The organism is Streptomyces sp. Ncost-T10-10d, assembly GCF_900091955.1.
Classification (GTDB): domain Bacteria; phylum Actinomycetota; class Actinomycetes; order Streptomycetales; family Streptomycetaceae; genus Streptomyces.
This window is the reverse complement of sequence record NZ_FMDF01000133.1, coordinates 16596-31272: the sequence shown is the minus strand read 5'-3', so window position 1 is coordinate 31272 and position 14677 is coordinate 16596. Positions and strand designations below refer to the sequence as shown.

Genomic DNA, 14677 nt, shown 5'->3' with positions numbered 1-14677 from the left:
TGCGCTCCCGGCCCATTGACCCCATCAAGACCTGAACCTACTCTGAGCGATGCACTTCAGAAAGCGCTTTCTACATCCCGCAGTCGGCATCTACCGCACAGGGAGCGCCCATGAGTCATCGCCCGTTGCAAAGCCGCCCGTTACGAGGTCACCGCTTTCCGTCGCCGCTCATCGCCGTCACCGCACTGCTGGCGTTGGTCGTCGGTCTTCTGGTGGCCTCGCCGCCCCGGGCCCACGCGGCTTCCTTCCGGGTCCTGGTCTACTCCGAGGTCACCAACTTCCCTCACGACTCGATTCCCGCCGGGATCGAAGCGATCAAAAAGCTCGGCGCCGAGAACGGCTTCGAGGTCGAGGCGACCGAAGACTCCGCCGTCTTCAATGACACCGATCTCGCCCGTTTCCAGGCGGTCGTGTTCAACAACACCAACTCCACACCGGAGAAAGGTGACTTGCTGAGCGCCGACGAGCGCCAGGCCCTGCAGAAGTACATCCGTGCGGGAGGCGGCTGGGTCGGTCTGCATGCCGCGTCCGCCAGCGAGCGCGACTGGGACTGGTACGAGGGTCTTGTCGGTGCCATCTTCGACCAGCACCCGGCCGTGCAGACCGGCCGGATCAAGGTCCTCGATCACGCGCACCCCTCCACCAAGGGCCTTCCGGACCTCTGGGAGCGTACGGAGGAGTGGTACAACTGGCGCACCAATCCCACCTCCAAGGTGCACACCCTCGCGCAGATCAAGGTGCGCGACGGCGTCACCGGGCTCGACGAGGGCGTGGACCATCCGTGGTCCTGGTGCCAGAACTACGACGGCGGCCGCTCCTGGTTCACCGCGGGCGGGCACGCGTCCTCGGCGTTCCAGGAGGAGGGCTTCGTCCAGCACCTTCTCGGCGGGATCGAATGGGCCGCGGGTGCGAAGCCCGGTGACTGCACCGCGACGCGGACCGGTTCGTTCCAGCGGACCGCGCTGGCCACCAGCGACCTCGCCGACCCGTTCGAACTGGCCGTTGCCCCCGACCGCCGGGTGTTCTTCGCCCAGCGCACCGGGAAGCTGAAGGTCATCGACCAGCAGACGATGAAGGTGTCGACTGCGCTGGACTTCGCGTACACACCGGAGATGACCAGTCAGTCCGACGGACTGCTCGGCCTCGCCCTCGATCCGGGCTTCGCCACGAACAACCGGCTCTATCTCCTGCACTCCGACAAGACCGAGAAGCAACTCAATCTCTCCCGGTTCACCGTCACCGGCAATACAGTCGATCCCGCGTCGGAGAAGCGGCTGTTGACCATTCCGACCTGGCGGGGCGAAGGCCGGGCCAACTCCCATATGGCCGGTTCGCTCGCCTTCGACAAGGCAGGCAATCTGTACGCGGCGACCGGGGACAACACCGATCCGTTCGCCTCGGACGGCTTCAGCCCGATCGACGAGGGCGCCGGCCGACGCGCCTGGGACGCCCAGGGCACGGCGGGCAATACGAACGATCTGCGCGGCAAGATTCTGCGCATCACCCCCAGGGACGACGGTACGTACACCGTTCCGGAGGGCAATCTCTTCGCGCCCGGTACGGAGAAGACGCGTCCGGAGATCTACGCGATGGGGATGCGCAATCCCTTCCGGATCACCACCGATCCGCTGAGCGGCGCGCTGATGGTCGCCGACTACGGTCCGGACGCCAAGGAGGCGGTCGCCGATCGCGGGCCGGAGGGGACCGTCGAGTACACCCGTATCACGGCGGCGGGGAACTTCGGCTGGCCGTACTGCATAGGCAACAACACTCCTTTCACTGACTACGACTTCACGACGAAGAAGTCGGGTCCGAAGTTCGACTGCGCGGCGCTCGTCAATGACTCACCGAACAACACCGGGCTGCGGGAACTGCCACCTGCCCAGCCCGCAACCGTCTGGTACGCCTACTCCGCATCCGCCGAATTCCCGGAGCTCGGCACCGGAGGCGGCGGCCCGATGAGCGGTCCCGTCTACGACTACGACCCGGACAACACCTATCGCACCAAATTCCCGGAGTACTTCGAGGGGAAGTGGATCAACTACGAGCTGACCCGCCGGTGGTTCAAAACGTTCTCCTTCCAGCAGAAGGACCAGTCGTTCGACGATCCGCGGTTCACTCCCGTCAAGGCCGGTGAACTCCAGTCCATCAACGGCATCTTCCAGGACATGCAGTGGAACCAGCCCTTCGATGCCGACTTCGGTCCCGACGGGGCGCTGTACGTCATCGACTTCGGGCTCGGCAGCGGTACGGGCCGCGGTGGCAGCAACGAGGGTGCCGGCATCTACCGGATCGACTACGTCGGTGACGGACGGCTGCCCGATGCGAAGGTCACCGCAAGCCGGGACAACGGTCCGGCGCCGCTGACGGTCGACTTCTCCAGCGCCGGTTCCGGACTGCCCGGCGACCGGCCGGTCTCGTACGCATGGGACTTCGACGGGAACGGCACCACCGACTCGACCGATGCGAACCCCTCGTACACCTATCGCACGAAGGGACTGGTCACCGCGCGGCTCACGGTCACCGGGCCCGGCGGTCTCACGGCGCAGGCCGTGCAGGACATCACCGTCGGCAATACCCGTCCGGAGGTCACCATCAAGCAGCCCCCGAACGGCGGGATGTTCAGCTTCGGCGACACCATCCCCTTCACCGTCAAGGTCAAGGACAAGGAGGACGGGCGGAGCGGACCGATCGACTGCTCACGGGTGGTCGTGCAGTCACAGCTCGGCCATGACACCCATCTGCATCCGCTCGACAACTACACCGGCTGTGCGGGAGAGATCGTCACGGACGCCGGGGACAGCCACGGCCCGGGACAGAACCTGTACTACGGGATCACCGCCCAGTACGAGGACAAGGGCGCCCCTGGCGCACCCGCGCTCACCGGCTCCACCTCGCTCACTCTGCGCACCGCGTTCCGTGAGGCGGAGCACTTCACGGCGACCGGCGGTACGCACGGCGGTGCGGTGATCGGGAGCAGGGCCGATGCCTCCGGCGGTAAACGGCTGACCGAGATCGAGGACGGTGACTGGATCAGCTTCGATCCGGTGAACCTGAAGAACATCGGCTCGGTGACGGTCGGTGCGGCCTCCGGCGGGATCGGCGGGAGTGTCGAATTCCGGGCCGGTTCGCCGACGGGCCCCCTGCTCGGCAAGGTGGCCGTCCCGAACACCGGTGACTGGGGCAGGATCGTCTCACCGACCACGGCGCTGACGGATCCCGGCGGCAGCGTGAAGCTGTACGCGGTGTTCAGCAACCCGGAGTGGAGCAGCGACAAGGCCGACCTGTTCGCTGTCGACTGGCTGCACTTCAACGGTCCCGGTGTCGAGAAGCGACCGGGGACAAAAGTCACGGTGAAGGCGGCTCCGACGACGGGCACCGCTCCGCTCTCCGTGACGCTGAGCAGCGCGGTCCAACCGGTTGCCGGGCGCACGATCGCCTCGTACCACTGGGACTTCGGTGACAACACCAGGGCGGAGGGTGAGACGGCCACGCACATCTACGACCGAAAGGGCTCGTACACCGCACATCTGACGGTCACCGACGACAAGGGCGACACCACCACCGGTTCCGTACGCATCGACGTGAGTTGAGAGGGCAGACCCGCATGGACCGCACACGACGCACCTTTCTGAGCACGGCTGTGGGTGTTGCCGCAGCCACAGGGCTCGGCGCCACCTCCGTGTCCGCCACCGAGGCCCGCCGGCGCCGGCGCATCCCACCGTCGGGGATCGGCATGCACCTGTACACCATGCGTAATCCGTTGGCGACGGACTTCAGGGGCACCCTGGAGCGGCTGGCGGAGATCGGCTATGCCACGGTCGGGGTGAGCGGCCGGCACGGCCACAGCGCGGCCGACATCCGGCGGATGCTCGACGAGACCCGGCTGCGGGCCGTCCTCGAACATGTCGCCTACGACATCGTGAAGGGGGCCGGGCTCCCCCAGGCCCTGGAGGACATCCACACCCTGGGCGGCAAGTGGATCGTCGTGCCCAGCCTGCCGGGTTCGCTGCACAGTCCGGCCGGGTACCGCGAAGTGGCCAGGGAGTTCAACCGGGTGGGGCTCGCCGCGCGCGAGTCCGGGCTGAAGCTGCTGTACCACAATCACGGGACGGACCATCAGGTGGTCGACGGCGTCAGCCTGTACGACATTCTGCTCGCCGAGACCGACCCTGAGCTGGTCGCCTTCGAGCTGGATCTGTACTGGGCGGCCAACGGCGGAGCCTCGGCTCCCGGCGAGCTCTTCGTACGGCATCCGCGACGCTTCCCGGCGCTCCATGTGAAGGACATGGCACCCAACGGGGACTTCGCGGACGTCGGTTCGGGGGTGCTGGACTTCCCGGCGATGTTCGACACGGCACGACGGGGCGGTGTGAAGCAGTGGCTGGTGGAGCACGACGCGCCGGCTGATCCGTTCGCCTCGGCGCTCGCGAGCTACACGTATCTGTCCCGGCTGCGGTACTGAGCGGGCAGGTGCACACGGCGGCCCCGGGTTGCGCGTACCGCAGCCCGGGGCCGCTGCGCGTTCAGTGGGCGGCGAGCAGCGCCCCGTACCGGTCGAGCATCGAAACCAATGTGTCGGCAAGGGGGTTGGGGACGACGACCGGCGCTCTACCGCTACTTCGCCGGCCGGGACGATCTGCTGAGCGCACTGATCCGGGATGCCTACGACGATGCGGCAGCGGCGACCGGCGCGTCGGCCGTATCGCAGGGCGCTCGCGGGTGTCTGCACACGCCGGCCGATGCCTATCGGGCCTGGGCGTTCGAGGAGCCGCACCGCCATCTGCTGATCCAGGGCGCACCCGTGCCGGGCCATGTCGCTCCGGACGACACGCTGGACCGGGCCCGTGCCGTTCTCGGGCCTTTCCTGACGATCTTCGCCGACGGGGCACCGGGAGCCCAGGTCGCTCCGGTGGTGGCGGAGATGACCGCGTGGCTGTGCACGGACGAGGCTGTGGGCGCATGGGTGGCCGAGTACGCACCGACTGCGGCCGGGGACACCGGGAAGTCGGCACAGGCATGGGCGGGTGCGGTGCCGGCGTGGGCACAGCTGCACGGTTCGGTGGGACTGGAGGCCGCAGGGCAGTACGTGGGCATGGGCCACAGCGGCGCCACGTTGCTGGGCGCACAGACGGAGATGCTCGCGGACGCGTTCGGGCTGAAGTGAGCAGAGCGGCCGTTCTGTCCTCCATCGCCCCGGACGGGCTCGGCCCTCAAGCCCGTCCGGGGGCCGAGGACACCGTCAGTCGTGCGCGGAGACCGCGCCCAGCAGGTCACGGATGTGGGCGGCCGCGTCCCGGAATTCCGGGCGGCCCAGCGTCTCGCCGTACTCCCGTTCCGCGTCCAGACCCACCTCGATGATCTCGGAGATCGTGCCGGGGCGCGGGCTCATCACCACCACGCGGTCGGCCAGATAGACGGCCTCCGAGATGGAGTGGGTGACCAGCAGGACGGTGGTGCGGGTCTCCCGCCAGATGCGGTTCAGCTCCATGTTCATCTGCTCGCGGGTGAGCGCGTCGAGCGCGCCGAACGGCTCGTCCATCAAGAGCACCGGGGGTTCGTGCAGCAGCGCCCGGCACAACGCCACACGCTGCTGCATTCCGCCGGACAGTTCATGCGGATACGCGTCCTCGAAGCCGGCCAGGCCCGTCATCCGGATCAGTTCGTCGGTCCGGCCACGCGCCTGCGCCGGAGGCATCTTCCGGATCTCGGCCTGCAGCAGGATGTTGCGGCGCGCCGAGCGCCACTCCAGGAGGGCGGCGCGCTGGAACACGTAACCGATGTCGTGCCGCACCCCGTCGACCTGCTCGCCGCCGAGCCGGACCTCGCCCGAGGACGGCTTCAGCAGTCCGGCGACCAGCTTGAGCAGGGTCGACTTGCCGCATCCGGACGGTCCGACGATCGCCACGAACTCACCGGGCGCCACATCGAGCGAGACCTCGCGCAACGCGGTGACATCGCGCTTCCTGCTGCGGAACCGGACCGCCACATCGGACAGTCCGACCGCCGCCGCGGCAGGAACCGATGCCTCGGTCCGCGTCGTGTACTGCTTCGGCATCGTCATCCCTTCAGCGCCGTCTTCTCGTCCCAGTACTCCGCGACGGCTTTCGGCTTGCTGACCAGGCCCGCCTCGGCGAAGACGTCGATGGTCTGCTGCCAGTCGGCCTCGTTGTTCACTCCGGGCGCCTTCCCCTCGGTCGACGAGGTGTGCAGCAGAGTGAGCGTCGTCTTGAACTGCTCGGCCAGGACCGTGGTCGGCGGCAACTGCTCCGAGGCTCCGTCCATCGCCGCGACCGCCGGCCCGGGGGCCTTTTCGGCGGCCGCCCACGACTCGCTGACCGCCTGCACCATGCGTCCGGCGAGTTCGGACTTCGTGGCGAGGATCTTCTCTCCGGCGAGCAGACCGTTGGAGTAGAAGTTCAGCCCGTTCTCGGAGAAACGCAGATACGAGACCTGCTTCTTGGCCTTGTCCTGCATGGTGGGGCCCTGGTCGCTGGCGTAGCCGAGAAGTCCGTCGGTCTTCCCGGAGATCACCGCGGCGATCTTGCCCGCCGGGTCGGTGTTCTGGACCTTGACGTCCGACGCGTCGAGGTTGTTCTTCTTCAGGAAGATCGGGAAGGTCTTGGAGAGCGCGTCACCGGCGGTCCCCGCAATGGTCTTTCCCTTGAGGTCCGCAGGCGACTCGATGCCCTCGGCATCGAAGGACTGCACCGACGCCGGGGTGGTCTGGAGGAAGACTCCGAGGCTCTTCACCTGAACGCCCTGATCGACACCCGCGAGCAGTGCCGGGGTGTCGGCCCAGCCGAAGTCGGTCTGGCCCGCGGCGGTGGCCTGCACCGTCTTCTGCGAGCCCTGACCCGCCTGGATCTTCAGGTCGATGCCGTGCTTCTCGAAGATCTTCTGCTGCTTGCCGTAGTAGAACGGCGCGTGTTCGCCGTACGGATACCAGTTGAGCGTCAGCGTGACCTTGTCCAGCTTCTTGCCCGAGTCGCTCGTGGTGGTCGACGCGTCGTTGCCACCGCAGGCCGTGGCCACCAGGACGAGGGGTACGACACCGATCAGGAGTCTGCGCGCATGCATGGGCTGGCCCTTCTCGCGACGAAGTCGGTATGACGGAGTCAGTACGTGGTGGTGGCGGATGCGTCCCGGCGGCTGGCGTGCCACGGGAGCAGCAGCATTTCGGCGATCTCCACGGCGACGAAGAGCACGACGCCGATGAGTGACATCACGAGCAGCCCGGCGAAGAGCATCGGGGTGTCGAGGTTGCCGTTGGCCTGGAGGATCACATAGCCCAGGCCCTCGTTGGCGCCGACGAACTCGCCGACGACCGCTCCGGTGACCGCCAGGGTGACGGCGACCTTGAGCCCGGAGAAGAGATGCGGGAGCGAGGCCGGAAAGCGGATCTTGAGAAAGGTCTGCCAGGGCCCCGCGCCCATGGTCGCCGACAGCTGGAGCATCTCCGGGTCGACCGCCTTGAGGCCGGTGACCATGGAGATCACGACGGGGAAGAAGGCGATGAGCACGGCGATGAGGATCTTCGGCTCGATACCGAAGCCGAGCCAGACGACGAACAGCGGCGCGATCGCGATCTTCGGTACGACCTGGGCGAACAACAGAACGGGATAGAGCGTGCGCTCGACGGTCGAGGAGTACACCATGACGACTGCCGCCAGTACACCGACGGCCACGGCGATCAGGAAGCCGAGCAGCGTTTCGTATGTGGTCACCCAGGTGTGCTGCCAGAGATAACCGGCCTTGCCGGTAAGGACATCGAGGGTCGCCCCGGGTGACGGCACGAGATACGGCTTCACCAGCTCCGCCGCCGAAATCACCCACCAGACGGCGAAACAGGCCAGCAGCAGGGCGACGGGCCGCCAGCTCTGCTCGGCCGCCTGCGCGAACCGCTCCCCCGCCGAGGGACCGGCCCGCCGGACAACTCCCTCCGCTTCAGGGGGACTTTTGGTCAACGCGCTCTGGCTCACTGTGAACTCCCGCCGCTTCGGGTGCAGTTGTGGAGAGCTGTGCGATCCTGCGATGACGAGAAGGCGCTTTCAGAAAGCGCTTTCTGATAAGGTTTTCGCCACGCTAATGACTGCCTGCACGCACGGTCAATAGGTCGTCGACAAGTTTCGAGGCCTTCCACCACCGCGCCCTTGGGGGTCGAGTTGAGTGAACGGGGAACATCGCACCAACCGGAGCCGCGCGGCGGCCTTCCCGCAGCGGCGCATGTGACGCTCGACGCCGTGGCCCGGGAGGCCGGGGTGTCCCCCGCCACCGCCTCGCGCGCCCTCAACGGCACGACCCGGGTACGCGATGACTTGCGAGAGCGGGTACGGGCGGCGGCGGAGCGGCTCGATTACATTCCCAACGCCCATGCGCAGGCCCTCGCGAATTCGACCAACAACCGTACGGTGGGCGTCATCTGTCATGACGTCAGTGATCCGTACTTCGCCGCCGTGTCGAGTGGCGTGATGCGCGCCGCGGCCGAGCAGGATCTGCTGGTGATGCTGGCCTCCACCTTCCGGGAACCCGCCCGGGAGATCGCCTACGTCTCGATGCTGCGGGCTCAGCGCGCCCGGGCGATCCTGCTCATCGGCTCCGGCTTCCAGGACCGGGCGTGGGAGCGGGCCCTGAATGCCGAACTGGAGCCTTACGTAAGGGGCGGGGGCGGGTGGCCGTCGTCAGCAGGCACCGCAGCCTGCGGGTGGACACCGTACAGCCGGAGAACCGGGCGGGGCGGCCGCGCTCGCCCGGACGCTGGTGGGGCTCGGGCACCGCACGTTCGCGGTGCTCACCGGCCCGCCCGCGCTGACCACTGTCTCCGACCGGCTCACCGGCTTCCGGGAAGGGCTCGCGGAGTCGGGAATCGGGCTCGACCGGGTCGTGGAGGGCTCGTTCACTCGCGACGGCGGGTATGCGGCGGCCCGGCGGTTGCTGGCCTGCGGCCGGCCGCGGCCGACCTGTGTGTTCGCGGTCACCGATGTGATGGCGGTCGGGGCGCTCGCCGCGCTGCGGGAGGAGGGGCTGCGGGTGCCGGAGGATGTCTCGCTCGCCGGGTTCGACGACATTCCGCTGGTACGCGAGTTGTCACCGGCGCTCACCACGGTGGCACTGCCGCTGACCTCGATGGGCGAGGACGTGATCGCGCTGGCGCTGCGGGAGCCGTCCGCGGGGAGGCGGGCCCGGGTGGTACGGGTGGCGGGAGAGGTGGTGGTGCGGGCGAGCACGGCGACGCCGCCGGTCGGGGTGTGACCGGCGGCGTCCCCGGGGACCGCCCGGTGGATCGGGGGCGTACGGGCCCTACGGGTGGACGAGCACCTGGGAGAGCGCCACACGTCCGGTGCCGGACGTCACGATCCTCACCGTGCGGGTGCGGCTGTCCAGGTCCAGGACAGTCGGGCGCAGTGCCTTCCCGCTGACGTGGATCGTTCCGTCGTCCGTGACCACGTCGAAGTCGGCGGTCGTGGACGAGGAGTTGTTCCAGATCTCGATCTGGCGGATGTGCTTCTCGCCGCCCAGATCGGCCTGCCACCAGGCGCCCGCCTCGGACAGGGTGCGGGTGTCGGTGTTGGTGTCGCCGTCCAGGGCGAGTGCCGCGCCCGCCGTGCCCTCGGTGGAGGACTGGGTGGCAATGCCGGTGCGGGCCAGGTCGGTACGCAGCTGCTCGACCGGGCCGCCGTGGGCGCCTGCCCGGCTCGCGACGGCCACCGCCTCGGCCGGCAGCCGGTCCAGGCCGGTGAGGTTGTCCGTCATGACGGAGCCGGTACCGCCGAGGGCGGGCGCGGCGGTGTCGGTCCAGTTGCCCCGGGCGGTGTTCTGGATTCCGTAGTCCGCCCAGTTCGACACCCACTTGTAGCCGATGCGGGTGATGACGTTCTTCTCGACGAGGATGTGCGAGGACTGTTCGTCGAGGTAGACACCGTTGCCGTCGCGCTCGGTGTTCCCGAAGGCGGAGCGGTTGATGTAGTTGCCGGAGACGACCGAGCCCGGCTGCGCGCCCTGGGTGTAGATCGCGCCGCCGTCGTGCTGCGCCTGGGCGACCTCCATGACATCGGTGATGCGGTTGTCGGTCACCTTGTTGTCGCGCAGCACGGACTTCTGGGCCTCGGGCTGGTTCCAGCCCCAGCCGACCGAGATCCCGGAGTACGGAAGATGGTCCAGGCTGTTGTGGTCGACGGTCAGCTCCGCCTCGTAACCTGCCCAGATGCCCACCGCGTCGGTGTACTCGACGCCGGAGCGGGTGATGGTGTTGTACGCGATCGTGTTCCGCTCCCCCGCGAGCGCCGCCCCGGGCATCGGCTCGGTGTCGCCCACGTACACCGCGCCCGAGGACAGATCGGTGAAGGACGAGCGGGTCAGGGAACTGTCCTTGGTGCCCGCTTCCAGGATGGCGCCCGCCCCGCCGAGCCGGCTGAACCGGGCGTTCTCGATGCTGATGTGCTGTCCGCCGCGCACGGTGACCGCGGCGGACGGCTTGGTGTAGAAGCGGCCCGCATGGTCGACGGGGCCGGTGGCTCCGGTCAGGGTGAGACCGGCCTGCATACCCGCGTAGCCCTCGTCGGTGTCCGGCTGGCGGTACGCCGCGTAGGCGAATCCGATTCCGCTGATGGTGAGGTCATGGGCACCGTCGACGACGAGCAGCTGCTCGGTGTGCGGGGTGACGGCCTGCGCGCGGCGCATGTTCTCGCCCTTGCGCGGCAGGTACGTCACGGTGCGGTCCTGCGAGTTCCACACGAACTCGCCCGGTTCGTCCAGCAGTTCGCGGGCGTTCTCGAAGTAGGCGACGCCGCTGTAGCGGGTGGAGTCGACCGCGGTGGAGTCCCAGGCGGGTCCGGTGCGATTGGTGCCGCTCGCCGAGTTGGTCCAGCAGGGCTGGGCGAACGTCATGACGTCGCCGCTGACGCCGGTGATCCGGCAGTGGTAGTTGCGCCAGCGGACCCGGATGACGGCTTCGGCGTCGGTGGGGCGCTGCCACCGGTCGATCCCGGTGGCGACGGCGCCGGTCATGCCGGTCCTGGTGGCGTCGCAGGTGCTCGCCGCGCAGGCGGCGCCGCGGGCGCGGGTCGCGCGCCTGCCGTCGACGAAGAGCTGGCGGGGGGAGACACCGGCCGGGACGTCGGCGGTCCAGGTGCCTTCGGCGTTCTGCCGCCAGCCGGTGATGTCCTGTCCGCCGGAGAGGACGGGGCGGGCTCCGGGGGCCGCGGTCCAGGTGACCGTGTGGCCGTGCTTCCCGGAGTCGGCGGCGCCGAGCTTCAGGGGTTCGTCGCGCTTGTACGTACCGTTCTTCAGGAGTACGCGGACGTCGCGGCCGGTCTCGGTGCGTGCCCGGTCGCGGGCGCCTTCCGGGGTACAGGGGCGGGCGACCGTACAGGAGGTGCCGTGTCCGTCCGGGGCCGCGTACAGGGTGCGGGGTCCGGGTGCGGCCTGGGCGGTCGGGGCGGCAAGGAGCGCGGCCAGGAAGGCGGCGGTGGCGGCAGCGGCGGTTCCTCGTACGACGTTCAGGGAGCGGCGGTTCACGCGGAGGCCTTCCAGTCGGGGTGGCCGGGCATGGGCGGGTTCACGGCTCCGAAGAGCCAGTCGCGCAGGAACGGGTCGAGGGACGTGTCGCCGGTGACGTCGACCGTGTGCCGGATGAAGGCCTCACTGGTGTAGGTGGAGTCCTTGAAGCGCTTCACCCACTCACGCATGACCCGGTCGAACTGCCGCTGACCGATCTGAAGACTGAGGGCGTACAGGACGAGCGCGCCACCGTCATAGATATTGGTGCCGCCGAGCGCCTTCGGGAGTCCGGGCGGGCCGTCGGTGGCGCGGATGGCGTCGAGCTTCGCGTACGTGGCCTTCATCTTGTCCTCGAAGAGCGACCAGCCACGCTCCTCGCCGTACAGGCCTGCGTAGTACACGGCGGGGCCCTCGTTGAGCCAGGCCTGCTGCCAGTCGTTCGGGGTGACGGAGTCGCCGAACCACTGGTGGACGAGCTCGTGGACCATCGTGGTCTCGTAGCCGGGCTGCCCGTTGGCGTTGAGCTTGAACCAGTTGGTGGAGAACAGGGAGAGGGTCTGGTTCTCCAGGGCGTCGGTGTAGCCGTCGTAGATGTGGACTCCGTAGACGGAGAACGGGTAGCGGCCGAACTTCGCCTCCAGCCAGGCCAGATGGTCCGCGGTACGGGCGACGATCGGAGCGTACTTGTCCTCCTGTCCCTGCGGGACGATGTGCCGCAGCGGCAGTCCGCGGTGGCTGGTGCCGTACAGATAGGTGCCCTTGACGACGGCGATGCCGATGAGTTCGGTCGCCATGCGCTCGCGCAGGGCGAAGTGCCAGACGGTGGAGCCGTCGGAGCGCGGGGTCTTGTGGAGCAGTTCGCCGTTCGCGGCGGCGACATAGCCCTGCGGAGCGCTGATGTGGAAGGTCCACGTCGCCTTGTCGGACGGGGTGTCGTTGCAGGGCAGGAAGGTGTCGGCGCGGGACGACTGGGCGGCGGAGGCGAAGCCGCCGTCGGTGCCGAACTTCCAGCCGGTCAGCCCGAGTCTGGGCGCCTTGCCGTTGCCCCGATAGCGCACCTCGACGGTGAACGCCTGCCCGTTGTGGAGCGGTCGGGCGGGGGTGACGGTGAGCTCCTGGCCGCTCTTGCCGGGCGAGAGCTCCCAGTCGGCGGGGCGGCCGGCGACGGTGACGGAGTCGATGGTGTGACCGTCGGTGTCCAGGTTGAAGGCGGACAGGTCCTGGATGGCCTTGGCGTTGATCTTCACGAGGGCAGTGAAGTCGTAGGTCACCGGGGTGAAGTCGAAGGTCAGGTCGTAGTGGACGACCTGATAGCCACCGTTGCCGAGGGTCGGGAAGAGCGGGTCGCCGACACCGTCGGAGCCGGGCTTCGGGTCGAAGCCGTGCGGCTGTGCGAGGGCGGTCGAGCCGAGAGCGGGTACGGCGACGGCCGCTGCCACCGCCGCGCCGCCGAGTCTGAGGGCCGAGCGTCGCGTCGTCACTTCTTCCCCTTCTGGAAGGCCTCTTCGAACTCGCCGCGGGCCTGCTCGCCGCCCTTGGCCAGGTAGTCCTTGACGAGCTGGTCGTAGGCGGACATGGGCTTGCGGCCGGAGATGATGTCCTTGAGCGCGTCCTGCTTGAACGTGTAGAGGCTGCCGGATCCCTTCGAGTCCCAGGTGGGCGACGAGTACTGCAGGGTCGGGTCCTGCTCCATGATCGGAATCATCTTGGTGAAGGCGTCGTGGACGTGGCGGACGCCCTGTTCCGAGTCGGCGCTGAAGATGGCGGGGACGGCGGAGGCCATGAACTTCCACGGCACGGTGACGTCCTGGGTGCCCTGCTTGGTGAGGGCCGGGTTGCCCTTGGCGTCACGGGTGAAGTCCTTGCCCTCGACGCCGTAGTTGATGAGCGTGTACTCCTCGCTGCCGAACGGGGAGGCGGCGAAGTCGGCCAGGGCCAGGACCTCCTTGACGCGGTCCCCGGACGCCTTCTTCACATGGGTGTTCTCCAGCTTGACGTTGTCCATCCAGGCGATGGCGTCCTTGCCGAACGGGACGAAGGGGCGCGGGTCGTACTTCTTGTCGATCGCCTGCATGGAGGCGATGTAGCCGACGCCGGGTGCCAGGTAGGTGGGCATGCCGTCGTAGACGTAGGCGCCCTTGCCGTTCTTGAACATGTCCGTGTACTGGGCCTTCTGCGCCCCGGACATCTGAAGCGTGCCCGGATAGAAACAGCCCGCCTTGTACAGCAGCCGGGCCGTCTCCACTGCCTTGCGGTACTCCGGGGTCTCCAGGTCGGTGGTGAACTTGCCCGTCTTGGCGTCGAGCCGCCAGTAGTAGGGTGCGCCCGCGGACATCGCAAGCATGGTGGTGGCGCCCGCGATGATCGCGTACTGGTCCTTCTTGGGCCGGGTCAGCTCCTTGCAGACCTCGACGAACCTGTCGAGGTCTGTGATCTGGTCGAGACTGGTGACACCGACTTCTTCGAACAGGTCATGGCGGTAGAAGCCGGCGCCGCCGGTGCCGGTGCGCGCGATCGGGATGCCGTACAGCTTCCCGCCGAAGATGGCGGCCTGCCAGGCGCCCTTCGGGATCGCGGCCAGGTTCGGGTAGTCCTTGATCCTGTCCCCGGCGAGGTACGGAGTCAGGTCGGCGCACTTGGCCTGGAGGAAGGCCGCCTTGTTGTCGACGCCTCCGACCTCGGGATACATGAAGAGATCGGGCAGGCTGTCGCTCGCGACCATGGTGGAGAACTTGGTGCCGTAGTCGTCGGCGGGGACGGCGGTGATGTCCACCTGGCCGCCGAGGAGCTTCTCGATCTCCTGCCAGGCGGCGTTCTTGCCGCGGGCGGGCGGCGGCGGGGAGAAGGTCTCCATCGTCGCGCTGATCGGCTCGGCTCCCTTGAGCGGCGTGCCCTTCGTGGCCCGCAGCGGCTTGGCCGGGTAGCTGAAGTAGCCCTGCGGAACACCGGCGGCGGTGCCCGCCAGGTCGGGCTTGAGGCCGATGTTGCGGACCGCGGTGTCGGGGAGCAGCGAGGCGCTCTTGGCCTCCGCCTTCGCGGTCGTGCCGCCGTCGCCGCAGGCGGCGAGCAGCGGGGCGGCGGCCAGTCCCAGACCGACGCCCGCGCCCATGCGGAACAGTGCTCTGCGGTTGATGGGGGTGGAGCTCGACACCTGAATCTCCTTGGGAGAGGGGAAGGA

General features: G+C 68.4%; 9 protein-coding genes and 1 pseudogene. 4 read left to right on the top strand and 6 right to left on the bottom strand.

Going from position 1 to position 14677, the window contains the following annotated elements:
* Positions 1-110: 110 nt before the first annotated feature.
* From GA0115254_RS21650 to GA0115254_RS21640, 3 genes are all read left to right on the top strand, one after another.
* A complete protein-coding gene (locus GA0115254_RS21650) occupies positions 111-3593 on the top strand; it encodes a ThuA domain-containing protein (RefSeq protein WP_093896950.1) in 3483 nt (1160 codons plus the stop codon).
* Positions 3594-3607: 14 nt separating this feature from the next.
* Complete coding sequence (locus GA0115254_RS21645; protein ID WP_093896949.1) at positions 3608-4465, top strand: sugar phosphate isomerase/epimerase family protein; 858 nt, start codon at positions 3608-3610, stop codon at positions 4463-4465.
* 108 nt (positions 4466-4573) lie between these two features.
* A complete protein-coding gene (locus GA0115254_RS21640; RefSeq protein ID WP_176740237.1) occupies positions 4574-5167 on the top strand; it encodes a TetR-like C-terminal domain-containing protein in 594 nt (197 codons plus the stop codon).
* A 75-nt stretch (positions 5168-5242) separates the two neighbouring features.
* Here GA0115254_RS21640 and GA0115254_RS21635 read toward each other — a convergent pair whose 3' ends face one another.
* Genes GA0115254_RS21635 through GA0115254_RS21625 form a run of 3 tightly spaced genes read right to left on the bottom strand, consistent with a single transcriptional unit; the run spans position 5243 to position 7982 of the window.
* Positions 5243-6064: an ABC transporter ATP-binding protein gene (locus GA0115254_RS21635; RefSeq protein ID WP_093896948.1), complete on the bottom strand. Its 822-nt coding sequence runs from the start codon at positions 6062-6064 to the stop codon at positions 5243-5245.
* On the bottom strand, positions 6061-7080 hold the full coding sequence (locus GA0115254_RS21630) for an ABC transporter substrate-binding protein (RefSeq protein WP_093896947.1): 1020 nt from the start codon (positions 7078-7080) through the stop codon (positions 6061-6063). Before GA0115254_RS21630 ends, GA0115254_RS21635 begins: the two co-directional genes overlap by 4 nt.
* A gap of 38 nt (positions 7081-7118) precedes the next feature.
* Positions 7119-7982 (bottom strand): ABC transporter permease, encoded by an 864-nt coding sequence (locus tag GA0115254_RS21625; protein WP_093896946.1) that lies wholly within the window; start codon positions 7980-7982, stop codon positions 7119-7121.
* Between the two features lie 246 nt (positions 7983-8228).
* Here GA0115254_RS21625 and GA0115254_RS47710 point away from each other — a divergent pair.
* Positions 8229-9252 (top strand): annotated as a pseudogene (locus GA0115254_RS47710) (LacI family DNA-binding transcriptional regulator).
* 48 nt (positions 9253-9300) lie between these two features.
* Here GA0115254_RS47710 and GA0115254_RS21615 read toward each other — a convergent pair.
* The 3 genes from GA0115254_RS21615 to GA0115254_RS21605 are packed head-to-tail and all read right to left on the bottom strand — an operon-like array spanning position 9301 to position 14650.
* Positions 9301-11517 (bottom strand): right-handed parallel beta-helix repeat-containing protein, encoded by a 2217-nt coding sequence (locus GA0115254_RS21615; RefSeq protein WP_093896945.1) that lies wholly within the window; start codon positions 11515-11517, stop codon positions 9301-9303.
* Positions 11514-12980: a M1 family metallopeptidase gene (locus tag GA0115254_RS21610; protein WP_093896944.1), complete on the bottom strand. Its 1467-nt coding sequence runs from the start codon at positions 12978-12980 to the stop codon at positions 11514-11516. The genes GA0115254_RS21615 and GA0115254_RS21610 overlap by 4 nt, the downstream gene beginning before the upstream one ends.
* The gene (locus GA0115254_RS21605) at positions 12977-14650 is read right to left on the bottom strand and encodes a type 2 periplasmic-binding domain-containing protein (RefSeq protein ID WP_093896943.1); all 1674 of its coding nucleotides are present in this window, start codon (positions 14648-14650) and stop codon (positions 12977-12979) included. The genes GA0115254_RS21610 and GA0115254_RS21605 overlap by 4 nt, the downstream gene beginning before the upstream one ends.
* Positions 14651-14677 lie beyond the last annotated feature (27 nt).

Coding starts and splice junctions, on each gene's coding strand:
- GA0115254_RS21635 (WP_093896948.1), bottom strand. CDS start 6,064: ATGACGATGCCGAAGCAGTACACGACGCGGACCGAGGCATCGGTTCCT.
- GA0115254_RS21650 (WP_093896950.1), top strand. CDS start 111: ATGAGTCATCGCCCGTTGCAAAGCCGCCCGTTACGAGGTCACCGCTTT.
- GA0115254_RS21645 (WP_093896949.1), top strand. CDS start 3,608: ATGGACCGCACACGACGCACCTTTCTGAGCACGGCTGTGGGTGTTGCC.
- GA0115254_RS21630 (WP_093896947.1), bottom strand. CDS start 7,080: ATGCATGCGCGCAGACTCCTGATCGGTGTCGTACCCCTCGTCCTGGTG.
- GA0115254_RS21640 (WP_176740237.1), top strand. CDS start 4,574: ATGTGTCGGCAAGGGGGTTGGGGACGACGACCGGCGCTCTACCGCTAC.